Here is a 26,443-nt window from a genome sequence, read left to right as displayed (position 1 = left end):
GGATGGGAGAACGGTGAGCGTGCGGCTTTGGCGCGGACTCGGCGAGGTACCCGCGGACTGGAAGCGTTCCGCGGTGATAGTCGGCACTTTCGACGGGGTCCACCGCGGCCACCAGAGGCTCCTCCACCAGGCACGGGAGCACGCTGACCGGCTTGGCCTGCCTCTCGTGGCCGTCACCTTCGACCCGCCCCTCGGTCTGGTGGCGGGCACGCTCGACCCCCCTGTGGTGCTCACCGGTGCGGAGTACCGGGCCGGACTGCTCGCCCAGCACGGGGTGGACGCGGTGTGCGTCCTCGAAGCCACCCCGGATCTTGCCGCCCTGCCCAGCCGGGACCTCGCCCACCGCATCCTGGTCGACGGGGTGCCTGCGGCGGTAGCGCTCCTTGCTGAGGAGGACGACGACGGCGTGGTTTTCGACCTCGCGGCCGTGCACGCCCTCGGCAAAGAGCACGACTTCTCCGTGGTGGGCCTGGCTGCGGGCAGCGGCCCCGAGGCGGTGACCGCAGCGCAGGTGCGTTCCCTGGTGCTGGCCGGGGATGTCGCCGGCGCGCACACGGCACTGGGCCGCCCGCACCGGGTCGAAGGGGTCGTGGTCCACGGCGCGGCGCGGGGACGGGAACTGCTGGGTTTTCCCACCGCGAACCTGGACTGCCCGCCGCGCAGCGCGGTGCCCGCCGACGGGGTGTATGCGGGCTGGCTGCTCCGGCTCGACACCCCGCCAGAAGGGACGGAGGCCCGTTGGCCGGCTGCGGTGTCCGTAGGCACCAATCCGACGTTCGACGGCCAGGTGCGCACGGTGGAGGCCTACGCGCTCGACCGGGACGACCTCGAACTCTACGGGCTGCCGATGGCGGTGGAGTTCACCCACCACATCCGACCCATGCTGCGTTTCGACAGCATCGACGAGCTGATCGAGGCGATGCAGCGCGACGTCGACCGGTGCCGGGAACTGCTGGCAGGCCGCTGACCGGGGCGGCTCTGGTCCTGGACGGTGCGCATCGGTAGTAAGCTTTGTTTTCTGGGAGCCGTTCGTGTCTGCTCTGCTGCGCTAGTGATTCCGCGACACGTCCGGCTGGGTATTCCCCTCCGACGACTGTGGGCGCGCACGGTTGTCGGCTTTCGACGGCCCGCTCGGGCCACTGTCTTCGAAAGAATCCCGCAGTACGGTTCGCGCGCCACGTATGGGAAAAGGAGCGTCGTGCCGATCGACACCGCTACCAAGCAGAAGATCATTGCCGAGTACGCCACGAAGGAAGGCGACACCGGTTCTCCCGAGGTGCAGGTCGCGCTGCTGACGCACCGCATCAACCAGCTCACGGAGCACCTCAAGGAGCACAAGCACGACCACCACAGCCGTCGTGGTCTGCTGCTGCTGGTCGGTCGTCGGCGCCGTCTTCTGCAGTACGTCGCGAAGAAGGACATCAACCGCTACCGTCGGCTGATCGAACGCCTCGGTCTGCGGCGCTAGCGGCGTGCTCGAAAAAGGGAGTGGCCTCCGCCGCTCCCTTTTTCTTAGTAGTGTGGACTCGTTACCGGCCGCCGAGACAGGGTAGATACTCTGCCGCGGTGTGTCGGATGACAACTGAACAGTCAGGCATTCCCGCGCTCCCACCCTCGGCCGTCTCTAGCCACGGTGGCATCTTCCGGTAGGCGAGGAGAACACCCTCGCCACGGTGTCGAGAAAGGCCGGTCTTCGGTAGTGGTTCTCCGACACGCCCGCACCAGGGGTCTCGGGGAACTTCGATCGATGGCCGGCCGTCGGGGCCATCGCGGTACGGCTGCGGCGGTCCGCCCGGCCTACCGCGGAGTCCTCACGACTCTCGAGACGGACACCTACGGGGCACGGACGCGGGATCTTCGTTATCCGTGTAGGAGGTCGCCCATGGAGGGCGTGTATTCTGCCGAGGCCGTCATCGACAACGGCCGTTTCGGCACCCGTACGATCCGCTTCGAGACCGGTCGCCTGGCCCGCCAGGCCACAGGGTCGGCTACGGCCTACCTTGACGACGAGACGATGGTCCTGTCGGCGACGACCGTGTCGAAGCGCCCCAAGGAGGCCCTGGACTTCTTCCCGCTCACGGTCGACGTTGAAGAACGCATGTACGCCGCGGGGCGCATCCCCGGCTCGTTCTTCCGCCGGGAGGGGCGTCCCTCGGAGGACGCGATCCTCACCTGCCGGCTCATCGACCGGCCGCTGCGTCCGTCCTTCCAGAAAGGGCTGCGCAACGAGATCCAAATCGTTGCGACCGTGCTGGCCCTGCACCCGGACCATCTCTACGACGTCATCGCGATCAACGCCGCGTCGATGTCCACCCAGCTTGCCGGACTGCCGTTCTCCGGCCCGATCGGCGGCGTGCGGGTGGCCCTGGTCGAAGGCCAGTGGGTGGCGTTTCCCACGCACTCGGAGCTGGCCAACGCCACGTTCGACATGGTCGTGGCCGGCCGGGTGCTGGACAACGGCGACGTCGCGATCATGATGGTGGAGGCCGAGTCCACCCCGCACACCCTGCGACTGGTGGCGGAGGGAGCGATCGGCCCCAACGAGCAGACCGTCGCGGAAGGCTTGGAAGCCGCCAAGCCGTTCATCAAGGTGCTGTGCCGCGCCCAGCAGACCGTGGCTGAGGCCGCGGGCAAGCCGCCCGGCGAGTACCCGATCTTCATCGACTACCAGGACGACGCGTACGCCGCCGTCGAGGAAGCGATCCATGACGAGCTCGCCGCCGCGCTCACGATCGCGGACAAGCAGGAGCGGGAAGCCGAACTCGACCGGGTCAAGGCGCTGGTCGCCGAGAAGCTCGCCGAGGACTTCGAAGGCCGCGAAAAGGAGCTGGCCGCAGCGTTCCGCGCGCTCACCCGGAAGCTGGTGCGGGAGCGGATCGTCAAGGACGGGGTCCGTATCGACGGCCGCGGTGTGAAGGACATCCGGTCTCTCACCGCCGAAGTCAACGTCATTCCGCGCGTGCACGGGTCGGCCTTGTTCGAGCGCGGGGAAACCCAGATCCTGGGGATCACCACGCTGAACATGCTCCGCATGGAGCAGACCATCGACACGCTCAACCCGGAGCGCACCAAGCGCTACATGCACAACTACAACTTCCCGCCGTACTCCACGGGGGAGACCGGGCGGGTCGGCGCGCCGAAGCGCCGCGAGATCGGGCACGGGGCGCTCGCCGAACGCGCTCTCGTCCCGGTGCTGCCGTCGCGGGAAGAGTTCCCCTACGCGATCCGGCAGGTGTCGGAGGCGATCGGCTCCAACGGCTCCACGTCGATGGGGTCGGTGTGCGCCTCCACCATGTCGCTGATGGCGGCGGGTGTGCCGCTCAAGGACATGGTGGCCGGTATCGCCATGGGCTTGATCTACGAGGACGGCAAGTACGTCACCCTTACCGACATCCTCGGTGCGGAAGACGCCTACGGTGACATGGACTTCAAGGTCGCGGGCACGCGCGACCTCATCACCGCGCTGCAGTTGGACACCAAGCTCGACGGGATCCCCGCCGAGGTGCTGGCGTCCGCGCTGCAGCAGGCCCGCGGGGCGCGGCTGGCCATCCTCGACGTCATGTCGGAGGCCATCAACCGGCCCGCTGAGATCAGTCCGCACGCGCCGCGTATCCTTACGGTCAAGGTGCCGATCGACAAGATCGGCGAGGTCATCGGCCCCAAGGGCAAGATGATCAACTCGATCCAGGACGAGACCGGCGCCGAAATCACCATCGAGGACGACGGCACCATCTACATCGGCGCCACCGACGGGCCGTCCGCGGAGGCCGCCCGCGACGCCATCAACAGCATCGCCAACCCGACCATGCCCGAGGTCGGGGAACGCTACCTCGGCACGGTCGTGAAGACCACCGCGTTCGGGGCCTTCGTGTCGCTGCTGCCCGGCAAGGACGGGCTGCTGCACATCTCGCAGATCCGCAAGATGCACGGCGGCCAGCGGATTGAGAACGTCGAAGATGTCATCGGCATCGGGGAGAAAATCCACGTCGAAGTCCGGGACATCGACGAACGGGGCAAGCTCTCCCTGGTGCCCGTCGAAGTCATCGAAGCTGAAGCTGTTGCCGCCCCCAACGGCGGGGAGAGCCCGAACGGGGCGAAGAAGACCGACGCCAGCGGCAACGGCGCCAAGCAGCCGCGCCGCCGTCGCCGCACCCGGTCGTCCAGCCGTTCCAGTGAGAACACCTGACCGGCTCTCCCACCCCGTCTGAGGGCTCCTCGGGAGGGGTGAGAAAACCGTCGGGCGGCCGTACCGTGAAGGGGCGGCCGCCCTCCGTTATGTGCTGGGGGGGAGGACCCGCAATCGTTTTCGCTTTCGCTGAAGAAGGACCCATGACGACAGTTCCGATCGCGGCCGAGCAGGAAGTCGGCACCACTGTCACCCTCCTCGAACCCGGGGACGGCACTGGCCTGGTGCGCCGTACCGTACTGCCGGGTGGTCTGCGGGTAGTGACCGAGACCATGCAGGGGGTGCGTTCCGTAGCTTTTGGGATTTCGGCGACCACCGGGTCCCGTGATGAGGACGCGGAGCACGCGGGGGCCGCGCACTTCCTGGAACACCTGCTGTTCAAGGGGACGGAACGGCGGAGCGCTCTGGACATCTCCGCGCTGCTCGACGGGGTGGGCGCCGACTACAACGCCTACACCACCAAGGAGCAGACCACGTACTATGCCAAGGTCCTCGACCGCGACCTGCCGTTGGCGATCGACGTCATCAGCGACATGGTCGCCAATTCGGTCGTCGACCCTGCCGAAGTGGAAACTGAGCGCGGGGTGATCCTCGAAGAGATCGCCATGTATGAGGACGAGCCTGCCGACGTGGTCGACGACGTGTTCGCCGCGCACTTTTTCAAAGGCTCGCCCCTGGGCCGCCCCATCCTGGGCACCAACGACACGATCCGCGCGTTGACCCGCGAGCGGATCCTCGAACAGTACCGGAGCGCCTACGTGCCCTCCGAGCTCATCGTCGCCGCCGCGGGCAACCTGGACCATGACACGGTGGTGCGCCAGGTCGCGGAAGCGTTCCGGGACAAGCTCGACGCGGCCGGGGACGCCCGCCCTGCTGCGCCGCGGATCGGCACCGAGCCTCCCGCCACCAATCCGGGAACGGTCCTCGTCAGCCGGGACAGTGAGCAGGCCCACCTGATCCTGGGGCGTGAAGGGGTCAAACGCACCGACCCGCGCTGGTATGCGCTGCGGGTGCTCAGCGCCATCCTCGGCGGGGGCATGTCGTCCCGCCTCTTCCAGGAGGTGCGGGAGAAACGCGGGCTGGCTTACGCCGTCCACGGCTACACGTGCAGCTATTCCGACACGGGACTGTTCCAGGTGTACGTGGGCTGCCTGCCCGACAAGATCGACGAAGTCCTCGACGTCTGCCGCACCGAACTGGAGCGGGCAGCGGCTCACGGGGTGGACGCTGCGGAACTGGCCCGAGCCAAGGGGCAGATCCGCGGCTCCTGGGTGCTGGGTACCGAGGGGACCAATGCGCGGATGAGCCGGCTGACCAGCCACGAACTCGGCTACCGCCGCCACCTGTCACTGAGCGAGGACCTCGCCCTCTTCGACGCGGTCACTTCTGAGGACGTCAGCGAGGTCGCCGCGGAGATCCTCACCCGCCCTGAAGCGCTGGCGGTGGTCGGCCCGTACGAGGAGGGGCGTTCGTTCGTCTGAGCTGTTGAACCAGCCCGGCGTGCTGCGGGGAGGGCCGGCCGGACGCGCCGGTCTCCCGCAGCCGCCGCGCCCTCGGGTGCCGCACGCTTTCCGGTACGGTGAGACCCGTGATTAAGGTAGGAGTGTTCGGCGCTCTCGGGCGCATGGGATCAGAAGTCGTCAAGGCCGTGGAAGCGGCCGACGACACCGAACTGGTAGCCGGAATCGACGTCGGGGACGACCGCGGCAAGGTGCTCGGCGCCGACGTGGTCGTCGATTTCACCCACCCCGATGCGGTGATGGACAACCTGCGCTGGCTCATCGAGCACGGGATCCACGCCGTGGTGGGCACCACCGGGTTCGACGACGCCAGACTCGCCGAAGTCCGCCGCATGCTGGACGCGAAGCCGGGCGTCAACGTGCTCATCGCCCCCAACTTCGGGATCGCCGCCGTACTCATGATGCACTTTGCGGCGAAGGCGGCCCCCTACTTCGAGTCGGCGGAGATCATCGAACTGCACCACCCGAACAAGGCTGACGCGCCCAGCGGAACCGCCTACCGCACCGCCGAACTGATCGGCGCGGCCCGCGCCCACGCTGGTTTGGGCGACGCCCCGGACGCCACCACGTCGGAGCTGCCTGGTGCGCGCGGCGCCCAGGTGGACGGGGTGCGGGTCCACGCGCTGCGGATCACCGGCATGATCGCCCACCAGGAGGTCGTGTTCGGCACCCACGGGGAGACGCTGCGGATCCGCCACGATTCGATGAACCGCGAATCGTTCATGCCGGGCGTGCTCTTGGGGGTCCGCAAGGTCGCGTCCCTGCCGGATCGGCTCACCGTGGGTTTGGAGTCCCTGCTCGGCCTGTAGGAAGGCAGCGGTCGCTGTCCCGCTGCGGCGTACGTGGCGGGAGCCCCGGGCCGAGGAACGCCGGAAGGCCGCGGACGCTGCCGGATGTGCAGCGGGGAGCCGCCCGCGGCCTGTCGGCCAGCCCGCGTCAGGGCCCCGGCCCGGTCCACCGGTCCAGGGCAGGCTGCCGCCGGGGAGGGCCGGGCCCAAGGCAACCGGAAGCCGCAGAAGCGCCGTACCCGCGGCACCGGCTGCGCTCCCGGCGGCCATGCCGGGGCACGCGTCAGGACGCGTCCTCCTCGGATTCCACCCAGCCGAAGGTGCGGCGTACCGCTTTCGTCCAGTTGCGGTATTCGCGGTCCCGCACCTGCGCGTCGATCTGCGGCGTCCACGTGGCGTCGTGCTGCCAGTTGGCGCGCAGACTGTCCAAGTCCGGCCAGTAGCCCACGGCGAGGCCCGCCGCGTAGGCAGCCCCGAGGCAGGTCGTCTCCGCCACTTTGGGCCGCACCACTTCCACGTCCAGCACGTCGGCGAGGATCTGGTTCAGTAGCCGGTTGGCGACCATGCCGCCGTCCACTTTCAGCGAGGCTAGCGGGATCCCTGAGTCGCTGTTCATCGCGTCCACCACTTCGCGGGTCTGCCACGCTGTCGCTTCCAGCACTGCGCGGGCCAGGTGCGCTTTGGTCACATAGGAGGTCAGGCCGGCGATGATGCCGCGGGCGTCGCTCCGCCAGTGCGGCGCGAACAGCCCGGAGAACGCGGGCACGATGTAGCAGCCGCCGTTGTCTGCGACCTGCGAAGCGAGTTCTTCGATCTCCGCGGCGTGCGTGATCATCCCCAGGTTGTCGCGGAGCCACTGCACGAGCGAGCCCGCCATCGCGATCGACCCTTCGAGCGCGTACACCGCGGGCTGGCCGCCGATCTGGTAGCCCACCGTGGTGAGCAGCCCGTTGGTGGAGACGACCGGCTCGGTACCCGTGTTGAGCACCAGGAACGCCCCCGTCCCGTAGGTGCCTTTCACATCGCCGGGGTCGAAGCAGGTCTGCCCGAACAAGGCGGCATGCTGGTCGCCCAGAGCTGCGGCCACGGGCACTCCCGCCAAGGGGCCGGTGGCTGTGCCGTACACCTCCGCACTGGACCGGATCTCCGGGAGCATCGCTGCGGGGATCCCCATCGCGTCCAGGGTTTCGGCATCCCAGTCCAGGGTGCGCAGGTTCATCAGCATGGTACGGCTGGCATTGGTGACGTCGGTGACGTGCCGCCCGGTGAGCTGCCACACCAGCCAGGTGTCCATGGTGCCGAACAGCACTTCGCCGCGCTGCGCCCGCTCCCGCAGCCCGGGGATTTCGTCGAGCAGCCAGCGCAGTTTCGGCCCGGAGAAGTAGGTGGCGAGCGGGAGTCCGCACCGCTGCCGGAACCGGTCCTGGCCTTCCGTCCCGCCCAGGACTCGCAGCAGGCGGTCGGTGCGGGTGTCCTGCCACACGATCGCGTGGTGGACGGGTTGACCGGTCTGCCGGTCCCACACCACGGTCGTCTCCCGCTGGTTGGTGATCCCGACCGCGGCCAACTGGTGGCGGCGCAGCCCGCCCGCGGCGAGCGCCTCCTCCACGACGGCGACGACGTTCGCCCAGATCTCTTCCGCGTCGTGCTCGACCCAGCCCGGGCGGGGGAAGATCTGGCGGTGCTCCCGCTGCCCGAGGGCGACCACGTCGCCGTGGCGGTTGAAGATGATGCAGCGACTCGACGTGGTGCCCTGGTCAATTGCCGCTACGTACTGTTCGGTCACCGGCCCTGCTCCTCTTCGTGTGCCGCGTCTACCGATTTTTCCTGACGTTAGCGGCCCATCCCCCTGTCGTGGGGAGAACAGGAAACCGGTGCCTCCCGCCCCGCCCCGGCGTCTGAAGGCGATTATCCCAGGGCCAGGCCCGCGGTGAACAGGATCCCGAACGCCAACTGCAGCTGCCCGGTCTCCGCCAGTCCGCGGATCAGGCCGGGACCGGTGTCGCCGCCCAGCACCCGGCGGCAGGGGCGCACCGCAAGCGGCGCGGCCAGCAGCACGAGCAGCACCCACCACGACCACGCCACGGCCGCCAGGGCGGCCACGAACGCGCCCGCCACACATCCGGTGAACAGCAGCCGCGCCCCCCGGTCGCCGAGCACCACGGCCAGCGTCCGCTTCCCACTCGCCGCATCAGTGGGCAGGTCGCGCAGATTGTTGATGACCAGCATCGAACACGACAGCAGCCCCACGGCCACGGCTGCCGCCCACCCCTGCCACGGCACCGAACCGGCTTGGACGAACACGGTGCCGGCCACCGCCACCAGGCCGAAGAACACGAACACCGACACTTCGCCGAGCGCCCGGTAGCCGTACGGGTTCTTCCCCCCGGTGTAGAACCAGGCGGCGGCGATCGCCGCCGCACCCACGAGCAGCAGCCACCACGAGGACGTCGCTACCAGCACGAGACCGACGAGCGCAGCCGCCGCAAAGCACACCCACGCGGCGGTGAACACCTGCCGGGGCGCGGCCAACCGGGTCGCGGTCAACCGCACCGGCCCCACCCGGTTGTCGTCGGTGCCGCGGATCCCGTCGCTGTAGTCGTTGGCGTAGTTCACTCCCACCTGCAGCGCTACCGCCACGACTAGCGCAAGCAGTGCCTTCCACCACACGGCGGCGCCCAGGCCGAAGGCGAGCCCGGTGCCTACCGCCACTGGAACCACCGAATTCGGCAGGGTCCGCGGCCGGGCCCCCGCCACCCACTGGCTCACCGTGGCCACGTGTCGGCCTCACTTCCTCCGTCCCGCCTGCGCGGGCGGGACACGCCTGTCCGGATTCTCCGCTTTTCCACGGTAGCGCTGTCTGCGACCAGCACGGTCAGCGGATCGCTGCGTGCAGCCGCACCATGGGCACGACAGTGCCCGGGTCCAGTTCCCGGCGCGCCCCGTCCGGGGCCCACCCTGCCTGTTCCAGGAACGAGCGCACCGGGTTCGCCTGCTCCAGCGTCCACACGTACACGGCGTGGAAACCGTCGTCGACGAGGTGGTCGACGACGGCGTGCAGGAGGCGGCTGCCGTGCCCCCGCCGGGTCAGCCCCGGGGCGATGTGGAACGCGAAGATCTCCGCGTCCGTGCCGGGCCACCGGTCCGGGTCCTGGGCCGGGCCGAACGCCGCGAACCCTGCCACTGCCCCCTCGTCCACGGCGACCAGCAGCCGGTGCCGGGATGTGGGCGGGGAGGACACCGCGGAACGCCACTGGGCGGTGAACGCTGCCCGGGCCTCAGCGCCCGCCATTTCCGCCAGCACGGGCTCCGGGAGGAGCGCGTGGTACATCTCCTGCCACGCCGCGACTTGCACGTCCACGATCGCTTCGACGTCCTCGGCCCGGGCAGGACGGACAAAACGCTGTGTCGACACGGCAGGGCCCCTCACTCGTTCACCGGCTCCAGATACCGTGCCCATCGTCCCAGGAACACCCGGGCACCGGGAAACCGCGGGTGCGGCCGAACCCCGAAAAACCCCTGAATCGTCCATTGGGGACTGCAAAGAGACCGCTGCGGCGTGGGAGTATCAAGGTGTGAGCATCATTCTGAGAGTCATCGTCAACGCTATCGCGCTCTGGGCCGCGGTGCTCCTCGTTGACGGGATCGAGGTGTCCGCCGACACCACGGTCTCCACGATCGCCACCTACCTCGGTATCGGAGCACTGTTCGGTATCGTCAACGCTGTCATCAAACCGATCGTCAAGACGGTCGGCTGCATCTTCTACTACGTCACCCTGGGGCTTGTCGCTCTCGTCGTCAACGCTCTTCTGCTGTGGCTCACCGCCTGGCTGGCTGGGGTGCTGGGCATCCCCTTCGAGATCGACGGCTTCTGGGCGGCGTTCTGGGGAGCCATCATCGTGGCGATCGTGAGCTGGCTCCTGAGCCTGTTCGTCGGCAAGGACGACGACTGACCGACCGTCCTCGTGCGGATCGGAGCGCGCCACAGACCTTCCCAAACGGGGAGGTTGGCGCGCTCTGTCCAGCTTTCGCGGTACCGTTTGCAACATGGTAGGCAGTACGACGCCGAACGCGCCCTTCGGCCAGATGTTGACCGCGATGATCACCCCCATGCTCGACAATGGGGAGGTGGACTACGACGGGGTGGCCCGCCTCGCGACCTACCTCGTCGATGAGCAGCGCAACGACGGCCTCATCGTCAACGGAACCACCGGAGAGTCCGCCACCACCAGCGATGAGGAGAAGGAGCGCATCCTCCGCACCGTGATCGACGCGGTCGGCGACCGCGCCACCATCGTTGCCGGAGCGGGCAGCAACGACACCAGGCACAGTATTGAACTCGCGCGGACCGCGGAACGCGCCGGAGCAGACGGCCTGCTGCTCGTCACCCCCTACTACAACCGGCCGCCCCAAGAAGGCCTGCTGCGGCACTTCACGGCCATTGCCGACGCCACAGGGCTGCCGATCATGCTCTACGACATTCCTGGCCGCACAGGCACGCCGATCGACTCCGAAACCCTGGTCCGGCTCGCCGAGCACCCCCGCATCGTCGCCAACAAGGACGCCAAAGACGACCTCGGCGCCAGCTCGTGGGTGATGTCCCGCACCGACCTCGCCTACTACAGCGGCAGCGACATGCTCAACCTGCCGCTGCTGTCCATCGGCGCCGCGGGCTTCGTCAGCGTGGTCGGCCATGTCGTCGGCTCCGAACTGCACGACATGATCGACGCCTACCGGGCCGGGGACGTGGCCCGGGCTTTGGACATCCACCGCCGCCTGATCCCCGTCTACCGGGGCATGTTCCGCACCCAGGGAGTCATCACCACTAAGGCGGTGCTCGCCATGTTCGGGCTGCCCGCCGGAGTGGTCCGCGCCCCCCTGCTCGACGCGTCCCCCGAACTCAAAGAGCTGCTCCGCGAAGACCTCGCCATGGCCGGGGTGAAGGGCCCCACTGGCCTTGCCTCCGCTCACGAGGACGCGGCCAGCGGGAGGGAAGCGGAACGACTCACGGAGGGGACCGCATGAGCCACCCGCACCCCGAGCTCGGGCCCCCGCCGCCACTGCCCCGCAACACCCTGCGGATCATCCCCTTGGGCGGGCTGGGTGAGATCGGCCGCAACATGGCCGTCCTCGAATACGAGGGGAAAATGCTCATCATCGACTGCGGTGTGCTCTTTCCCGCGGAAGAGCAGCCCGGAGTCGACCTGATCCTCCCCGACTTCGAATACCTGCGGGGGCGCCTCGACGACGTCGAGGCGATCGTGCTCACGCACGGCCACGAAGACCACATTGGCGGCGTCCCCTTCCTGCTGCGGGAACGCACCGATATCCCGCTGGTAGGCTCCCGCCTCACCCTGGCCCTGCTCACCGCCAAACTCGGGGAACACCGCATCAAACCGACCCTGATCCAGGTCGCCGAAGGCGAACAGCACACCTTCGGCTCCTTCAACCTCGAGTTCTTCGCGGTCAACCACTCCATCCCGGATGCGCTCGCGGTCGGTGTGCGCACCCCGGCCGGCAACGTGCTGCACACCGGCGACTTCAAAATGGACCAGTTGCCGCTGGACAACCGCATCACCGACCTCGGCGGGTTCGCGCGGTTCGGCGCGGAAGGCGTCGACCTGCTGATGTCGGACTCCACCAACGCGGAAGTCCCCGGCTTCGTCACCAGCGAACGCGACATCGCCGGCGTCCTCGACACGGTCTTCGCGAAAGCCGAGAAGCGCATCATCGTCGCCTGTTTTGCGTCCCACATCCACCGGGTCCAGCAGGTCCTCGACGCGTCCCAGGCCCACGGCCGCAAAGTCGCCTTCGTGGGCCGCACCATGATCCGCAACATGAACATCGCCCGGGAGCTCGGCTACCTCAAAGTCCCCGGCGACCTGCTCGTGGACGCGCGCGACCTCGAGGCGCTGCCCTCCGACGAAGTCGTCCTGGTGTGCACCGGCTCCCAGGGCGAGCCCATGGCCGCCCTGAGCCGCATGGCCAACCGGGACCACCAGATCCACATCGAACCCGGGGACACGGTCATCCTGGCTTCCTCGCTCATCCCCGGAAACGAGAACTCCGTCAACCGGGTCATCAACGGCCTGACCCGCTGGGGCGCCAAAGTCGTCCACAAGGGCAACGCCCTGGTCCACGTCTCCGGGCACGCACCCGCGGGAGAGCTGCTGTACGTGCTCAACATGGTGCGGCCGCGGAACTTCATGCCGATCCACGGGGAATGGCGTCACCTGCGCGCCCATGCCCAGCTCGCCATGCTCAGCGGGATCCCCGAGGACCGGGTCGTCATCGCCGAGGACGGCGTCGTCGTCGACCTCCACGACGGCAAGGCCCGCATCAGCGGCGTGGTCCAGGCCGGCTACGTGTACGTGGACGGCACCTCGGTCGGCGACGTCACCGAGGCCGCGCTCAAGGACCGCCGCATCCTCGGGGAGGAAGGCTTCATCTCCGTGGTCATCGTGGTGGAGTCCACCACCGGCAAACTCATCGGGGAACCGCAGATCCACACCCGGGGCGCGGGGATCGACCTGGAAGCCTACGACGACGTCATCCCCAAGATCCAAGAAGTCTTGGAGCAGGCCGCAGCCGAGGGTGTCAACGACCCGGCGCAACTCCGGCAACTGGTCCGGCGCAGCATCGGCCGGTGGGTCAACGAAAGCTACCGGCGACGGCCCATGCTGGTCCCCGTCGTCATCGAGATCTGACCGCACAGGCACCGACCGCGACACACCCGGCCGGTGCCTGAAACCGTTCCGCCACCCTTAGTAGGCTGCTGGGCATGGCCACCCGTGCGCCCAAGTCCTCCCAGCGTTCGGGCGGTGGAACCGGCAGGAAGTCCCCGGCCCGCCGTCCTACCTCTGCGCAGTCTCGCCCCCGCCGCCCCACCGCGAAGCGGAGTCCTCGGCCGCACACTGCTTCCGAAGGGCCGATCGCACTGCTGTTCGTGTGGCTCGGACGCGCGCTGCTGCTGGTGTGGCGGCTGCTCGCGCACACGGTAGGGTTCCTGGTTCGCGCGGCCGGCCGCAGCGCACGCGACCTCGACCCGGACCTGCGCCGCGACGGGTTGGGCATGATCCTGCTCGCCGTGGGCCTCCTCATCGCCGCGGCCGTGTGGTGGGACAGTGAAGGCCCGCTGCTGGACCTCACCCGTACCGTCGTCGTCGGCGCTGTGGGCACCTTCTCCCCGGTCATCCCCCTGCTGTGCCTACCGTTCGCGTGGCGGCTCATGCGTACTCCCGCGGACCGGCCCACCGACAACGGCCGGATCGTCATCGGTTCGGCCGCGCTGCTGACCGGGCTTCTCGGCCTTATCCACATCAGCCACGGCATCCCCTGGCCGGCCGAGGGGATGGAGAAGGTCCAGAAAGCCGGCGGACTCGTCGGGTTCGCCGCTTCCGGTCCGCTCAGCCTGCTCATCACCCCCTGGCTCACCGGGGTCCTGCTGTTCCTCCTCATGGTGTTCGGCCTGCTCGTTGTCACCGCGACCCCGATCAGCCGCATCCCCGACCGGCTCCGGCAGCTCTGGGACAACGTCGTGGTCTCCGAGAACAGCCCGTCGGTCGGCCTCGACATCCTCGACCAGGCCGAGGAGAAGACCCCCCGCCCCAAGCGGCGCACCACCAAGCCCAAACCCAAGCCTGCCCCCGAACCCGAGCCCAAGACCACCCACGCAGGAGACCACGGACGCCCCTACGACACGCCGGTCGTGGACGCTGCGCCGCCGCCCGCAGCAGTCGAACCGGAGCCGGAGCCCGCTCCCGAGCCGGCCCCCACCCTCACCGTGGAGCAGTTGTCCATCCCCACTCGCGTGGTCGACGGCGACTACGAGCTGCCGCCTCCCACCCTCCTCAAACCCGGCACCCCGCCCAAGCAGCGCACCAAAGCCAACGAGGAAGTGGTGCAGGCGCTCACCGGCGTCCTCGACCAGTTCTCCGTGGACGCCCGGGTCACCGGGTTCACCCGCGGGCCCACAGTCACCCGCTACGAGATCGAACTCGGCCCTGCCGTCAAAGTGGAGAAGGTCACCGCACTGACCAAGAACATCTCCCTGGCCGTGAAAAGCGCCGACGTGCGCATCCTTTCGCCGATCCCCGGCAAGTCCGCGATCGGCGTGGAGATCCCTAACACGGACAAAGACCTGGTCAGCCTCGGTGACGTGCTGCGCTCCCCGGCCGCCACCTCAGACGACCACCCCATGCTGGTCGGCCTCGGCAAGGATGTGGAGGGGAACGACGTCGTCGCCAACCTCGCCCGCATGCCGCACGTCCTCATCGCCGGAGCCACCGGCGCGGGCAAGTCCACCTGCATCAACGGGCTCATCACGTCGATCATGATGCGGGCCCTGCCCGACGAGGTCCGCCTCATCCTCATCGACCCGAAACGGGTCGAGCTCACCATGTACGAGGGCATCCCGCACCTCATCACCCCCATCATCACCGACCCCAAGAAGGCCGCGGACGCCCTGCAGTGGGTCGTGGGGGAGATGGACCGCCGGTACGACGACCTGGCCGCCTCCGGGTTCCGGCACATTGACGACTTCAACGCTGCAGTGCGGTCCGGGGAGCTCACCGCGCCCCCGGGCAGCGACCGCAGCTACGAGCCCTACCCCTACCTGCTCGTCGTCGTCGACGAGCTCGCCGACCTCATGATGGTCGCTCCCCGCGACGTGGAGGACGCTATCGTCCGCATCACCCAACTGGCCCGCGCCGCCGGGATCCACCTGGTGCTGGCGACCCAGCGTCCCAGCGTGGACGTGGTCACCGGCCTCATCAAAGCCAACGTGCCCTCCCGGCTCGCTTTCGCCACGTCCAGCCTCTCCGACAGCCGGGTCATCCTCGACCAGCCCGGGGCGGAGAAACTGGTCGGCAAAGGGGACGCCCTGTTCCTGCCCATGGGCTCTTCCAAGCCCATCCGCCTGCAGAACGCGTGGGTGTCGGAGAAGGAGATCCGCGCCGTCGTCGACCACTGCAAGAAGCAGGCCAAGCCCGCCTACCGGGACGACGTGGGGGTGGCGGAAACCAAGAAGAAGCAGATCGACGAGGAGATCGGCGACGACCTCGACCTGCTCCTGCAAGCCGTCGAGCTCGTGGTCACCACCCAGTTCGGCTCCACGTCCATGCTGCAACGCAAGCTCCGCGTCGGCTTCGCTAAGGCGGGGCGTCTCATGGACCTCATGGAAAGTCGCGGCATCGTCGGGCCCAGCGAAGGCTCGAAAGCCCGCGAAGTCCTTGTCAAACCCGACGAGCTGCCCGAGGTCCTTGCCGCGCTGCGTGCCGCGTGAACCATGCCGGACACCCCCTTAAGGGGGCGAGCCACCGTTTTCTGACCTTTTCTTGACACCGGCACAGGCGCGTCTCCGCCCGGTGCGGGGCGCGGCAAGGTCACAGTAGGCAGAGTGCGACAGGAATGCTCCAACGAGGAACAGGACCAGTCGGCGGCCCCCGTCGGGCGGGAGCTCGCGGCCGCCCGGGCCCGCCGCGGTTACACCCTGCGCCAGCTCAGCGAGCTCACCCGCATCCCCGAAAGCGTGCTGCATGCCTGGGAGCACGGCGACACCGCGTGCGGACCTGCCGAGCGGTACCGGGCCCAGGTGCGGACCCTCTGCGCGGTGCTGGACCTCGACCCGGCCGCTCTGCTGTGCCGTGGAGACCCCGGTCAGGCCCCTGTACGGAGGAGAACCGCCCCCAGCCGTGGGGGACAGTGGGGGTGGGCGGCCGTGGTGATCGCTGCCGCCCTCACCCTGGCCGTCCTCGCGTGGCCGGGACGCCCGTTCACCCCCGACCATCCGGAAGCATTTCCCGCCGCCGGGCAGAGCCCTGCTGGCTCACCGAGTGCGCCCGACCCCGCCTCGTCCGCCGCCCCGGCCGTCCCGCCCACGGCCGGGCAGGTCACGCTCCGCGTCACCGCGCACCGCCCCACCTGGGTGAGTGTGACCGACGGCACGGACATGCTCTTCACCGGGGTCCTCGCCGCGGGCCAGACCCGTGATTGGACCGCTGACGAGGTGATCCACCTGCGGCTCGCCGACGCCGGCGGCGTCCACCTGTGGGTCAACGGCCACGCGTACGGCGTCCCCGGAGCAGACGGAGAAGTGACTCATCTCACCTACACTGCGCAGAGCGGTTCTCCGCACTGACCCGATGCCCGGGCCACCCCGGAGACGACCTACTCTGGGAGCGGACGAAACCACCGCACTCACAAATTCCCCTAACCTTGGAAGCTATGTCACCGCGCCGTACTGTCTCGCTGATCACCCTCGGGTGTGCGCGTAACGAGGTCGACTCCGAAGAGCTCGCCGGACGGCTCGCCGCCGACGGCTGGACCCTCGTCGACGCAGACGACGGAGAGAAAGCCGACGTCGTCATCGTCAACACGTGCGGCTTCATCCAAGCAGCCAAAGAGGACTCCATCGAGACCCTGCTGAACGCGGCCGAGGGCGGCGCCAGAGTGGTCGCTGCGGGCTGCCTCGCGGAACGGTACGGGGCGGAACTGGCCGAGGCTATGCCGGAAGCCCAGGTCATCAGCTTCGACGACTATGCGCACATCAGCGAGCGTCTCGAGGATGTTCTCGCGGGACGCCCCCTCACCCCGCACACCCCGCGGGACCGTCGCACCCTGCTGCCCATCACCCCGGTCGACCGCTCCCAAGCGGCCAAGAACCACGTGCCCGGACACCTCACCTTCGGGGAGGAGATCACCCCGCTGCCGGACGGGGTCGCCCCCGCTTCCGGGCCCACGATTCCGCGCCTGCGGCTCACCGGCGGTCCCGTCGCCAACCTCAAAATCGCCTCGGGGTGCGACCGCCGCTGCTCGTTCTGCGCCATCCCCTCCTTCCGGGGCGCCTACCTCTCCCGCAAGCCTGAGGACGTCCTCCGCGAAGCCGAATGGCTCGCTGGACAGGGCGTCCGCGAACTCTTCCTGGTCAGCGAAAACTCCACCTCCTACGGCAAGGACCTGGGTGATGTGCGGGCATTGGAGAAGCTCCTGCCCCGGCTCGCCGCAATCCCCGGGATCGAACGGGTCCGTGTCAGCTACCTGCAGCCCGCGGAAGTCCGCCCCGGACTCATCGACGTCCTCACCGGCACCCCCGGCGTGGTGCCCTACTTCGACTTGTCCTTCCAGCACGCCAGCGGCCCCCTGCTGCGCCGCATGCGCCGCTTCGGCGACCGCGAACGCTTCCTGGAGCTCGTGGCACGCATCCGCGCCAAAGCCCCCGAAGCGGGCATCCGTTCGAACTTCATCGTGGGATTCCCCGGCGAGACCGACGAGGACTTCGCGGAACTCGTCGCCTTCCTCGAACAGGCCCGCCTGGATGCCATCGGGATCTTCGGCTACTCCGACGAGGACGGCACCGAAGCCGCCGGATTCGATGGCAAACTCCCTGAAGAGACCATCAAGGAGCGGGTTGACCAGCTCAACCAGCTCGCCGAGGAGCTGATGGCCCAGCGGGCCGAAGAGCGCATCGGATCCACGATCGACGTCCTCGTCGAAGACGTGCTGGACGACGGCGCCTACGAAGGACGCGCCGCACACCAGGCTCCCGAAGTGGACGGCAGCACCATCCTCTACGCCGACACCGCGCTGCACGTGGGCGACATTGTGCCCGCTACGGTGCTGACTGCCATGGGAGTCGACCTCGTCGCCGAACACCAGGAAGACGCTGATACCACGTGAGCACCCCGGATCCTGCCGCACCCACCGGTTCCGTTCCGGTGCTGAACATCGCCAACATCCTGACGGTCAGCCGGATCGTCATGGTGCCCCTCTTCATCGTCCTGCTCCTCCAGGACGGCTTCTGGTGGCGCCTGGCGGCCTTCGCGGTCTTTGTCGGCGCCGCAATCACCGACCGGGTCGACGGGGAGCTGGCCCGCCGCCACAACCTCGTCACCGACTTCGGTAAGATCGCGGACCCTATCGCCGACAAGGCCCTGACCGGTGCTGCCCTCATTCTGCTGTCGTGGATCGGGGAACTGTGGTGGTGGGTCACCGCAGTCATCCTCATCCGCGAATGGGGGGTCACCGCGCTGCGGTTCGCCGTCATCAAGTACGGCGTGATCCCCGCCAGCCCGGGCGGCAAACTCAAAACCGCGTTGCAGATCGTGGCCATCTGCGTCTACCTGTTCCCGCTGCCGAGCGAGTGGTATCTGCAACTGCCCGCGCACACCATCATGGCGGCCGCGGTCGCCGTCACCCTGTGGACCGGGGTCGACTACGTGTTCAAAGCGTTCCGGCTCTACCAGCGGGCCCGGCACAAGCAGCCCAGCCGCGAAGGGGGGAGGGACTAGCGCGTGCCCAGTACTGCTGAGCTGGTAGCCCGCGTCCACGCGCTGCTCGCGGAGCGCGGTGCGACGCTCGCTGTGGCCGAGTCCCTCACCGGCGGCATGATCGGTGCTGCTTTCACCGCGCTGCCCGGGGCTTCCGCGGTTTTCCGCGGGGGAGCTGTCGCCTACGCCACAGAGACCAAAAACACGGTTCTGGGCGTTCCCCAGTCCCTGCTCGCCGAGCACGGGGCCGTCCATCCGGAAGTCGCCGTGGCGATGGCCCGCGGCGCCCGCCGGATTTTTGCGGCCACTTTCGGTCTCGCGGTCACCGGGGTCGCCGGACCCCGGCCGCAGGACGGACAGCCCGTCGGAACCGTCTACGCCGCTGTGTCCTGCCCGGAAAACCGTGATAACCTGCGAAAACTTCAGCTCGCGGGGGATCGGGCAGCGATTAGGGAGCAGACTGTCGCCGCGGCGGCGGCCCTCCTGCGCGATACCCTCGTAGACGACGTGGCACAAAACACCGTGAAATAACGTCCGAGGACCCGTTCAAGACCCCGGAGTCGGGGAACAAAACCTCACCAAGATCGTGTTATCCCTCCAGCGAACAAGGAAGCTATGAGGTGCGACGATCGGGCTTCGGGCGGGTACGGTGTTTTTATGAAGGTCGCTACCGGTAGGAGGGAGCGCGAATGATGGTCCTGCTTCGTCACCTGCTCGGTGACGTGCTACGGCAGCTTCGTCAGCGGCAGGGCCGCACTCTCCGCGAGGTGTCGGCCGATGCCCGAGTGTCGTTGGGGTACCTGTCAGAGGTCGAACGCGGACAGAAGGAGGCTTCCTCTGAACTGCTCGCCTCGATCTGTGGCGCGCTGGGAGTCCCCCTCTCCCAGGTTCTTCGAGAGGTTTCCGACCAGCTCGCTCTCGCTGAACTCCAGGAGGCGGCGCTCAGCGGTTCGGTCCCGGCGGATTCCGCTGCCGGTCCCGACAGGCTCGGCATCGACTCCACCATCCCCGATCGCGTTCCGGAGGTTGTCGACATGGTGGGGGTGTAGGCCCGCCCCCGCGAAGCCGAACGGGTCGACCGCGGTGCACACGGTCGACCCGTTCGCGCTCCCTCCCCGGAGTGCTTTTCCTGGGTTTTCCTCGGCAGATCTGGGGCAGTGGACTCCCCGTTGTCACTGCTATCGCACATCGGGGGTTGAACCATGGCCAAGATCCACAGCGCGCTGAGCGAAGAAGCCCGCAAGTCTGTCGGACAGACGCTCCAAGCCGCGATCGTCGATCTGATCGACCTCACGCTGCTGGGCAAGCAGGCGCACTGGAACGTGATCGGCCGCAACTTCCGTTCCATCCACCTGCAGCTCGACGAGCTCGTGGAAGCGGCACGCAAGCACACGGACACTCTCGCGGAGCGCGCCATCGCGCTCGGGGTGAACCCGGACGGGCGGGTGAGCCGGATCGCCCAGGACACCCGTCTTCCCCAGCTCGACCCCGGCTACATCCAGGACGACAAGGTGGTCGCGTTCGTGGTGGAAGCGCTCAGCGGCGCAGTCGACCGCTTCCGGGAGCACGTCAAAGCCACGGAGGAAACCGACCCGATCACGCAGGACCTGCTCATCGCGGCAGCCCAGGACCTTGAACAGCAGCACTGGATGTTCCAGGCCATGAGCTAGCCCTGGTCGGGCGGCGCTGACTTCCTGTGCTGCAGGGGCCGCAGCGCGGCCGGGGGATGAGGGGTCAGCTCGTCCAGGCCTCGGGGTTCTCGGCCAGTGAGCGGACGGATTCCGGAAGCTGCGAGGTGGCCACGTGCTCGAGGGTCACCGATTCGAGGATGGCCCGCTCACTGGCCCGCAGGGCGATCCACACCTGTTGCAGGCTGCGCGCCGCACCGTCGTATTCGAGGTGCTCGGGGCGTTCTCCACGCACGTTTGCCAGCGGGCCGTCCACGGCGCGGATGATGTCGGCCAGCGAGATCTCCGAGGCCGGGCGTGCCAGCCAGTATCCGCCGACCGGCCCACGCTGACTGCGCACCAGGCCGGCACGGCGCAGTTGCGTCAGGATGTTCTCCAGGAACTTGCCAGGAATGGCTTGGGCACGTGCGAGCTGCTCGGCCGTGACGGGACCGCCACCGACGGCCGCAAGTTCGGCAGCGGCACGGAGTGCGTAATCAACCCGGGCGGAAAGGCGCATGCTGCGATTATGCCTTGGAATCCGAAGAGGTCCGGCCAGTGGGGCGGCCGAGGAGCAGTCGAGGAATGCTGCCGTAGTGTCTCATCCGCTGGTTCTCCTCCAGGGACTGTCCGGTGGGCGCGCCTGCTCCCCGCTGCCGGGAAGTCCCGGCGGGCAAGGCCGCACGTCACACTTGTCCCTTCCAGGCTACCTACCGGTCGCGGTGGTGCGGTCCGGAGTGAGACGGCGCCGCATCACGACGCGGGGGAGGACCGCGATTCCGGCTGCAATCTCTTCGCGCCACTGCCGGGCTAACTGCGGTCCCCACTCCGGTTCCGGGAGCACCGTGAAACCGTGCCGTGCGTACCAGGGCGCGTTCCAGGGCAGGTCGCGGAAGGTCGTCAGGGTAATCCACGGGGAGCCGTGCTCTTGCGCGTACGCGCAGGCTGCCGTGAGCAGGGCGGTTCCGATGCCGCGGCGCCCGTAGTCGGGGTGGACGGAGAGCTGCTCCAGATGGGCGGCGCCGTCGAGGACGGTCAGCGCGGCGAAGCCTACGGGCGGCCTGCCGGCCACGAGCACGGCAGCAGCCTGGTCGAAGAGGTCGTCCGGGTCGTCGTCCGGCAGGTGCACTCCGGCGCGGGCGAACAGTGTGTCGGCGGCCCGGCTCACTTCGACGAGTCGCGGCCGGTCCGCTGCGGTCATGGGGCGTATCGTGTGGTCCATTGCTGTGGATGGGCGCGGTTCTCAGACGGGACGCCGGATGCGGCAGGTGTTCCGGGGCCGTGCGCCAACCTATCCGTTTCAGAAGCGTCGGTGTGCCCGGGGCAGTATCGGCTGGACGGTCTGGAGGATTGTGCAGCGCACCCGTCAGCATTGAATGTGATCTAGTTCATAGAAGCCGGGTGGTGGGGTGGATTCTTCCGGTACCGGGCGGGCGCCCCTGCCAGCACACTCCGCGGCCGTGCGGGGAGCGTTCGCCAGCGGGGCGCGCAGACCGCCCCGCGCCTCCCCGGAGCGCTGGGGGACATGCCGCGGCATGCCGGAGTGGCAGAGCGGAACGGGGCCGATACTGGAGGAGAGATGAGACTGTCCCACTTCTGGCAACGCATGGAAGAACACTTCGGCGCCGCCTACGCCGAAAGCCTCTCCCGCGACTACGTGTTCGAAGAACTCGGCTCCCGGACCATCCGCCAGGCCCTCGACGACGGGTTCGACGCCAAAGAGGTCTGGCACGCCGTCTGTCAGGCTTTCGACCTGCCCGCACACGTCTACTGAGGCGGGCCGCGAGCACCAGTCAATCGAACAAAGGTTCGGGTAGGATGGGGCGCGCCTGAGCCTAGAGTGGCTTCAGAGTGGCCCGCCTTTGGGCGCCGCAGCCGACCGGGGGACGGCCCGGAGGTTGTCCACAGCGGGGGAGCACACGTCGCGGGATGTCACTGGCGCGGCGTAGCGTCACCCCCATCATGAAGAAGAAGGCATCGACCCAACAGGGGTTTCCCGTGGCAGCTTCTGATCGAGACAAGGCTCTTGAAACCGCACTCGCGCAGATCGAGCGCCAGTTCGGCAAGGGCACCATCATGCGCCTCGGCGACGACAACCGCCCGCCCATCGAGTCGATCCCCACCGGGTCTATCTCCCTGGACGTGGCGTTGGGAATCGGGGGCATCCCACGCGGCCGGATCGTCGAGATCTACGGTCCGGAGTCGTCAGGGAAGTGCCTTACCGCAGACACCTACGTCTGGACCGACCGCGGTCTGGAGACGGTGGCCGAGGTCTTCGGCCGAGCCGGGCTGCCGCTCTCCAGCACCAGCCGTGTCACCGACGTCCGGGACCGGGACATCCGGGTCGTCAACGAGAAAGGCGAGCTCGAACAGGTCGCCGCGCTCACCCACAACGGCCGCCAGCCGGTGGTGCGGATCACGGTTGCTTCGGGACGCCAGGTCACGGTCACCCGCAACCACCCGCTGCGCGTCATGAACGACGACGGGTTCATCGTCTGGCGCGAAGCGGGACAGCTCCGCGAAGGAGACGTGCTCGTCTCTGCGGCGTTCGGCGCGGTGCAGGCCGCCAGTGGTGGGGGCCTCAGCGAGGATGAGGCCGTCCTCCTCGGCTACCTGACTGCGGCGGGCTCCCTCGACCCTGCGGGGCACGTCCGCTTCACCACCACCGACATCGAGACCGGTGCGGAGTTCGCTGCTCTCGCCGAATGGCTGCTCGACACCACGGTCACCGCTGTCCCCGGCGACGGCCAGGTTGCCTACGTGCTGTCCGACCCGGCGGCCCGGCACACCCTCGCCGAACGGTACGGCGTCGACTACGCCGCTGCCGCCCGGATCCCGCAGTGCGTGCGGACCGCGGGCGACAAGATGCAGCGTGCATTCCTCGCCGCCCTCTACACGGCCGCTGGCTGGACCGACACCTCGGCGGCTGTCGGACTGCGCACTGCCTCCGCGCCACTGGCCCGTGAAGTCCAGTACCTGCTCTACGGTTTGGGAATCCCCGCCGATCTCGACCGCAGCCACGGGAATGGGCAGCACCCGTGGGCCGTCACCATCAGCCCTGCCGCAGCACCCCGCTTCCACACCGAGGTCGGTTTCCGCACCGCCCAGCAGAGCCCCCAGACTGGGCTGCACGAGCCCACCCCGCAGGTGGAAGCCATCCCGAACCTCACCGGGCTGATCCACGCGCTGCGGGACAGCATCGGCGACCGCGCGGAGAGCACCGACGACCCGTTCCCCGCGGCCAGCGGCGGAGCCTACGACCGGGACCAGGTGCGCCGCGTCATCGACTGGGCGAAGCGCCGCACAGACGAGGCCCCGGCGACTGCCAACGCGATCCTCGGCTACCTCACACAACTGACGGACGCCCGCTACACCTACGAGCCGATCACCGCCGTCGAGGACGCGGGGCAGCAGCCCACCTTCGACCTCATGGTGCCGCGCACCCACAGCTTCCTCGCCAACGGCATCCTGTCGCACAACACCACGGTCGCCCTGCACGCCGTCGCCAACGCGCAGCGGGCCGGCGGGATCGCCGCCTTCATCGACGCCGAACACGCGCTCGACCCCTCGTATGCGGAGAAGATCGGCGTCAACATCGACGACTTGCTGCTGTCCCAGCCGGACACGGGAGAACAGGCGCTGGAGATCGTCGACATGCTCGTCCGCTCCGGCGCGATCTCCATCATCGTCATCGACTCGGTGGCCGCCCTCGTGCCGCGCGCCGAGATCGAAGGCGAGATGGGCGACAGCCACGTCGGCCTGCAGGCCCGCCTCATGTCCCAGGCCCTGCGCAAGATCGCCGGAGCCCTCAACCAGACGAAGACCACCGCGATCTTCATCAACCAGCTCCGCGAGAAGGTCGGCGTGATGTTCGGCTGCATGCACTACGACACCCTGGTCACACTGGCCGACGGTACACAGGAGAAGATCGGCACTATCGTCGACCGCAAACTGGACGTCGAAGTCCTCTCCTACGACCCGGAGACGGACCGGATCGTCCCCCGGCGGGTCGTCAACTGGTTCGACAACGGGGCCGCCGACCACTTCCTGCAGTTCACGGTCGGCCGATCCGGCAAGCCCGGCGGGGCGCAGTTCACGGCCACCCCCAACCACCTGATCCGCACCCCGGGAGGCTGGCGGGAAGCCGGTGAGCTGATCGCCGGGGACCGGGTCCTCGTGCACGAACCGCACTACCTGAACGAGCAGCAGCGCCAGGTGGTCTACGGCTCCCTGATGGGTCGCGGCACCCTCGTGCCGGACCGGCACGGCGGCCCTGGCGTGCACTTCTGCATGGCGCACACCGCCGAGCAGGCGGCCTACCTCGACTGGAAGGTCTCCCTGCTGGGGAACATCGCCCACTCCCGGACCGCCGAGGCGTCGGCCACGGTGGGCGTCGAGTTCACCCCGATGCCGGAACTGAGCGAACTGCACCGGGTCGTCGACTTCGGCGACGGGCACACCCACCTCACCTGGGAGTTCCTCAAGCAGCTCACCCCGCTGGCGCTGGCCGTGTGGTACCTGGACGCCGGCACTCTCACCATCCCGCAGTCCGGGACGGACGACGACGCCCGGGTCCAGATCGACGTTGAGACGCTCAGCCCCGGCTCCCGGCAGCGGCTGGTGGAGTACCTGCGCGACACCCACGAACTGGACGCTGCGGTGGTCCAGCAGGGCGCGGACGCGCGGAGCCTCCTCGAGTTCACGCCTGCGGCCACGGTGCGATTCCTGGAATTGGTCGCCCCCTACGTGCCCGAGTCCATGAGCAGCATGCTGCTCGCCCAGTTCCGCGGACGCTGCTCCGTCACCCCGGAGTACAGCGACCCGGTGCAGCGTCTCGTGGCCGCCCCGGTGCTGGACATCCAGGTCAAGCCCGGAAGCACGCGCAAGTTCGACATCGAAGTCGAGGGGAACCACAACTACTTTGTGGACGGGGTCATGGTGCACAACAGCCCGGAGACTACGTCGGGTGGCCGGGCGTTGAAGTTCTACGCCTCCGTCCGCATGGACGTGCGCCGGATCGAGACCTTGAAGGACGGCACGGAAGCCGTCGGAAACCGGACCCGGGTCAAGGTCGTCAAGAACAAGCTGGCTCCGCCGTTCAAGCAGGCCGAGTTCGACATCCTCTACGGGGTCGGCATCTCTCGGGAAGGCGGCCTGCTCGACCTCGGCGTGGAGCACGGGATCGTGCGCAAGTCGGGAGCCTGGTACACCTACGAAGGCACCCAGCTCGGCCAAGGCAAGGAGAACGCCCGGAACTTCCTGCGGGCCAACCCGGACATGGCCGACGAGATCGAAAAGCGCATCAAGCAGAAGCTGGGCATCCCCACGGGCGACGACAGCGCCCCCGCCGAGGAGGCTGCCAAGGACGAGGCGAAGGCCGCGTCCACGACCAAGCGCACCACCCGCAAGACCACGGCGTCGACCTCCGCGTCGAAGTCGGCGGCGCCGAGCACGGATGCCTGACCGCGCCGCAGACGGCAGGGACGGTCCTCCGGGCGGCTCCGCCGCCCCGGAGGACCTCTACGCCCGGGCCCGTGCCATCTGCTTGCGGCTGCTCACCCGTGCCCCGCGCACCCGGGCGCAGCTCACCGACGCGCTGCGGCGGCGGGAGATCCCCGACGAGGTCATCGAAGCGGTGCTGGACCGGTTCGGGGAAGTCGGGATCGTCGACGACGCGGTTTTCGCTGAAGCGTGGGTGGACTCCCGGCACGCGGGACGCGGGCTGGCGCGTCGGGCGCTCGCCGCGGAGCTCCGGCAGCGCGGCGTGGACGAGGACACGGTGCGCGCGGCGGTCGATGGGCTCAGCCCGGCACAGGAGGAGGCCACGGCACGCCAGTTGGTGCGCCGCAGACTCGCCGCGACCCGGGGGAAACCCACTGAGGTGCGGGTGCGGCGGCTCATGGGCATGCTGGCGCGCCGCGGATACTCCGCTGGTCTGGCCTATCGGCTCGTCCGCGAAGAGCTGGAAGCGGAAGGCGTCGAAGTGGACTTCCCGTCCCCTGAGGAGGGATGAGCC

23 protein-coding genes are annotated in these 26,443 nt (G+C 68.5%); 18 read left to right on the top strand and 5 right to left on the bottom strand.

Annotated features, from left to right (window positions below):
* The first annotated feature begins 19 nt into the window (after window positions 1-19).
* The 5 genes from ribF (at window position 20) to dapB (ending at window position 6,515) form a co-directional block, all read left to right on the top strand.
* Complete coding sequence (ribF, locus tag TF1_RS03765) at window positions 20-967, top strand: bifunctional riboflavin kinase/FMN adenylyltransferase (protein ID WP_061783647.1); 948 nt, start codon at window positions 20-22, stop codon at window positions 965-967.
* 231 nt (window positions 968-1,198) lie between these two features.
* The gene (gene rpsO / locus TF1_RS03760; RefSeq protein ID WP_011291230.1) at window positions 1,199-1,468 is read left to right on the top strand and encodes a 30S ribosomal protein S15; all 270 of its coding nucleotides are present in this window, start codon (window positions 1,199-1,201) and stop codon (window positions 1,466-1,468) included.
* Between the two features lie 414 nt (window positions 1,469-1,882).
* The gene (locus TF1_RS03755; protein WP_016188343.1) at window positions 1,883-4,186 is read left to right on the top strand and encodes a polyribonucleotide nucleotidyltransferase; all 2,304 of its coding nucleotides are present in this window, start codon (window positions 1,883-1,885) and stop codon (window positions 4,184-4,186) included.
* Window positions 4,187-4,329: 143 nt separating this feature from the next.
* Window positions 4,330-5,667, top strand: a complete 1,338-nt coding sequence (locus TF1_RS03750) for a M16 family metallopeptidase (protein ID WP_061783632.1) — start codon at window positions 4,330-4,332, stop codon at window positions 5,665-5,667.
* Between the two features lie 107 nt (window positions 5,668-5,774).
* Window positions 5,775-6,515 (top strand): 4-hydroxy-tetrahydrodipicolinate reductase, encoded by a 741-nt coding sequence (gene dapB, locus TF1_RS03745; protein ID WP_011291233.1) that lies wholly within the window; start codon window positions 5,775-5,777, stop codon window positions 6,513-6,515.
* A gap of 262 nt (window positions 6,516-6,777) precedes the next feature.
* Here the strand turns inward: dapB and glpK are convergent, their stop codons facing one another.
* The 3 genes from glpK to TF1_RS03730 all read right to left on the bottom strand — a co-directional run bounded on the left by glpK (window position 6,778) and on the right by TF1_RS03730 (window position 9,909).
* The gene (glpK, locus tag TF1_RS03740) at window positions 6,778-8,280 is read right to left on the bottom strand and encodes a glycerol kinase GlpK (RefSeq protein WP_011291234.1); all 1,503 of its coding nucleotides are present in this window, start codon (window positions 8,278-8,280) and stop codon (window positions 6,778-6,780) included.
* 122 nt (window positions 8,281-8,402) lie between these two features.
* Complete coding sequence (locus TF1_RS03735; RefSeq protein ID WP_016188346.1) at window positions 8,403-9,272, bottom strand: 1,4-dihydroxy-2-naphthoate polyprenyltransferase; 870 nt, start codon at window positions 9,270-9,272, stop codon at window positions 8,403-8,405.
* A gap of 97 nt (window positions 9,273-9,369) precedes the next feature.
* Window positions 9,370-9,909: a GNAT family N-acetyltransferase gene (locus tag TF1_RS03730; RefSeq protein WP_016188347.1), complete on the bottom strand. Its 540-nt coding sequence runs from the start codon at window positions 9,907-9,909 to the stop codon at window positions 9,370-9,372.
* A 160-nt stretch (window positions 9,910-10,069) separates the two neighbouring features.
* Here TF1_RS03730 and TF1_RS03725 point away from each other — a divergent pair, with 160 nt between their 5' ends.
* The 10 genes from TF1_RS03725 to TF1_RS03680 all read left to right on the top strand — a co-directional run bounded on the left by TF1_RS03725 (window position 10,070) and on the right by TF1_RS03680 (window position 20,430).
* Window positions 10,070-10,447, top strand: coding sequence for a phage holin family protein (locus TF1_RS03725; protein WP_011291237.1), 378 nt, complete (start codon window positions 10,070-10,072; stop codon window positions 10,445-10,447).
* Between the two features lie 94 nt (window positions 10,448-10,541).
* Entirely contained in the window at window positions 10,542-11,519 is a 978-nt protein-coding gene (gene dapA, locus TF1_RS03720) for a 4-hydroxy-tetrahydrodipicolinate synthase (RefSeq protein WP_011291238.1), read from the top strand.
* Entirely contained in the window at window positions 11,516-13,201 is a 1,686-nt protein-coding gene (locus TF1_RS03715; protein ID WP_011291239.1) for a ribonuclease J, read from the top strand. Before dapA ends, TF1_RS03715 begins: the two co-directional genes overlap by 4 nt.
* A 74-nt stretch (window positions 13,202-13,275) precedes the next feature.
* Window positions 13,276-15,777, top strand: a complete 2,502-nt coding sequence (locus tag TF1_RS03710) for a DNA translocase FtsK (protein ID WP_061783631.1) — start codon at window positions 13,276-13,278, stop codon at window positions 15,775-15,777.
* 114 nt (window positions 15,778-15,891) lie between these two features.
* Complete coding sequence (locus TF1_RS03705) at window positions 15,892-16,632, top strand: helix-turn-helix domain-containing protein (RefSeq protein WP_061783630.1); 741 nt, start codon at window positions 15,892-15,894, stop codon at window positions 16,630-16,632.
* Between the two features lie 86 nt (window positions 16,633-16,718).
* Window positions 16,719-18,170 (top strand): 30S ribosomal protein S12 methylthiotransferase RimO, encoded by a 1,452-nt coding sequence (gene rimO, locus TF1_RS03700; protein ID WP_011291242.1) that lies wholly within the window; start codon window positions 16,719-16,721, stop codon window positions 18,168-18,170.
* Window positions 18,167-18,781 (top strand): CDP-diacylglycerol--glycerol-3-phosphate 3-phosphatidyltransferase, encoded by a 615-nt coding sequence (pgsA, locus tag TF1_RS03695; protein ID WP_011291243.1) that lies wholly within the window; start codon window positions 18,167-18,169, stop codon window positions 18,779-18,781. Before rimO ends, pgsA begins: the two co-directional genes overlap by 4 nt.
* 3 nt (window positions 18,782-18,784) lie before the next feature.
* Window positions 18,785-19,291, top strand: coding sequence for a CinA family protein (locus TF1_RS03690; RefSeq protein ID WP_011291244.1), 507 nt, complete (start codon window positions 18,785-18,787; stop codon window positions 19,289-19,291).
* A gap of 158 nt (window positions 19,292-19,449) precedes the next feature.
* Window positions 19,450-19,809, top strand: a complete 360-nt coding sequence (locus TF1_RS03685) for a helix-turn-helix domain-containing protein (RefSeq protein WP_011291245.1) — start codon at window positions 19,450-19,452, stop codon at window positions 19,807-19,809.
* A 153-nt stretch (window positions 19,810-19,962) separates the two neighbouring features.
* Window positions 19,963-20,430, top strand: coding sequence for a Dps family protein (locus TF1_RS03680; protein ID WP_011291246.1), 468 nt, complete (start codon window positions 19,963-19,965; stop codon window positions 20,428-20,430).
* 64 nt (window positions 20,431-20,494) lie between these two features.
* Here the strand turns inward: TF1_RS03680 and TF1_RS03675 are convergent, their stop codons facing one another.
* On the bottom strand, window positions 20,495-20,947 hold the full coding sequence (locus TF1_RS03675; RefSeq protein WP_011291247.1) for an RrF2 family transcriptional regulator: 453 nt from the start codon (window positions 20,945-20,947) through the stop codon (window positions 20,495-20,497).
* A 186-nt stretch (window positions 20,948-21,133) separates the two neighbouring features.
* On the bottom strand, window positions 21,134-21,649 hold the full coding sequence (locus TF1_RS03670; protein ID WP_011291248.1) for a GNAT family N-acetyltransferase: 516 nt from the start codon (window positions 21,647-21,649) through the stop codon (window positions 21,134-21,136).
* 357 nt (window positions 21,650-22,006) lie between these two features.
* On the opposite strand from TF1_RS03670, the gene TF1_RS03665 reads away from it, so the two are divergent.
* The 3 genes from TF1_RS03665 (at window position 22,007) to recX (ending at window position 26,440) form a co-directional block, all read left to right on the top strand.
* Window positions 22,007-22,201, top strand: a complete 195-nt coding sequence (locus TF1_RS03665) for a DUF3046 domain-containing protein (protein ID WP_016188351.1) — start codon at window positions 22,007-22,009, stop codon at window positions 22,199-22,201.
* 155 nt (window positions 22,202-22,356) lie between these two features.
* On the top strand, window positions 22,357-25,890 hold the full coding sequence (gene recA, locus TF1_RS03660) for an intein-containing recombinase RecA (protein ID WP_016188352.1): 3,534 nt from the start codon (window positions 22,357-22,359) through the stop codon (window positions 25,888-25,890).
* Complete coding sequence (recX, locus tag TF1_RS03655) at window positions 25,883-26,440, top strand: recombination regulator RecX (protein WP_011291251.1); 558 nt, start codon at window positions 25,883-25,885, stop codon at window positions 26,438-26,440. The genes recA and recX overlap by 8 nt, the downstream gene beginning before the upstream one ends.
* The last annotated feature ends 3 nt before the right edge of the window (window positions 26,441-26,443 follow it).

Source organism: Thermobifida fusca NBRC 14071 = JCM 3263 (assembly GCF_001592045.1).
Lineage (GTDB): Bacteria > Actinomycetota > Actinomycetes > Streptosporangiales > Streptosporangiaceae > Thermobifida > Thermobifida fusca.
This window is presented reverse-complemented; position numbering and strand designations above follow the sequence as displayed.

What these genes read in the sequence shown, in the direction of transcription:
- TF1_RS03755 (WP_016188343.1), top strand. Translation starts at nt 1,883, where the DNA reads ATGGAGGGCGTGTATTCTGCCGAGGCCGTCATCGACAACGGCCGTTTC.
- TF1_RS03750 (WP_061783632.1), top strand. Translation starts at nt 4,330, where the DNA reads ATGACGACAGTTCCGATCGCGGCCGAGCAGGAAGTCGGCACCACTGTC.
- dapA (WP_011291238.1), top strand. Translation starts at nt 10,542, where the DNA reads ATGGTAGGCAGTACGACGCCGAACGCGCCCTTCGGCCAGATGTTGACC.
- TF1_RS03715 (WP_011291239.1), top strand. Translation starts at nt 11,516, where the DNA reads ATGAGCCACCCGCACCCCGAGCTCGGGCCCCCGCCGCCACTGCCCCGC.
- TF1_RS03710 (WP_061783631.1), top strand. Translation starts at nt 13,276, where the DNA reads ATGGCCACCCGTGCGCCCAAGTCCTCCCAGCGTTCGGGCGGTGGAACC.
- rimO (WP_011291242.1), top strand. Translation starts at nt 16,719, where the DNA reads ATGTCACCGCGCCGTACTGTCTCGCTGATCACCCTCGGGTGTGCGCGT.
- TF1_RS03685 (WP_011291245.1), top strand. Translation starts at nt 19,450, where the DNA reads ATGATGGTCCTGCTTCGTCACCTGCTCGGTGACGTGCTACGGCAGCTT.
- TF1_RS03680 (WP_011291246.1), top strand. Translation starts at nt 19,963, where the DNA reads ATGGCCAAGATCCACAGCGCGCTGAGCGAAGAAGCCCGCAAGTCTGTC.
- TF1_RS03675 (WP_011291247.1), bottom strand. Translation starts at nt 20,947, where the DNA reads ATGCGCCTTTCCGCCCGGGTTGATTACGCACTCCGTGCCGCTGCCGAA.
- TF1_RS03670 (WP_011291248.1), bottom strand. Translation starts at nt 21,649, where the DNA reads ATGGACCACACGATACGCCCCATGACCGCAGCGGACCGGCCGCGACTC.
- TF1_RS03665 (WP_016188351.1), top strand. Translation starts at nt 22,007, where the DNA reads ATGAGACTGTCCCACTTCTGGCAACGCATGGAAGAACACTTCGGCGCC.
- recA (WP_016188352.1), top strand. Translation starts at nt 22,357, where the DNA reads ATGTCACTGGCGCGGCGTAGCGTCACCCCCATCATGAAGAAGAAGGCA.
- recX (WP_011291251.1), top strand. Translation starts at nt 25,883, where the DNA reads ATGCCTGACCGCGCCGCAGACGGCAGGGACGGTCCTCCGGGCGGCTCC.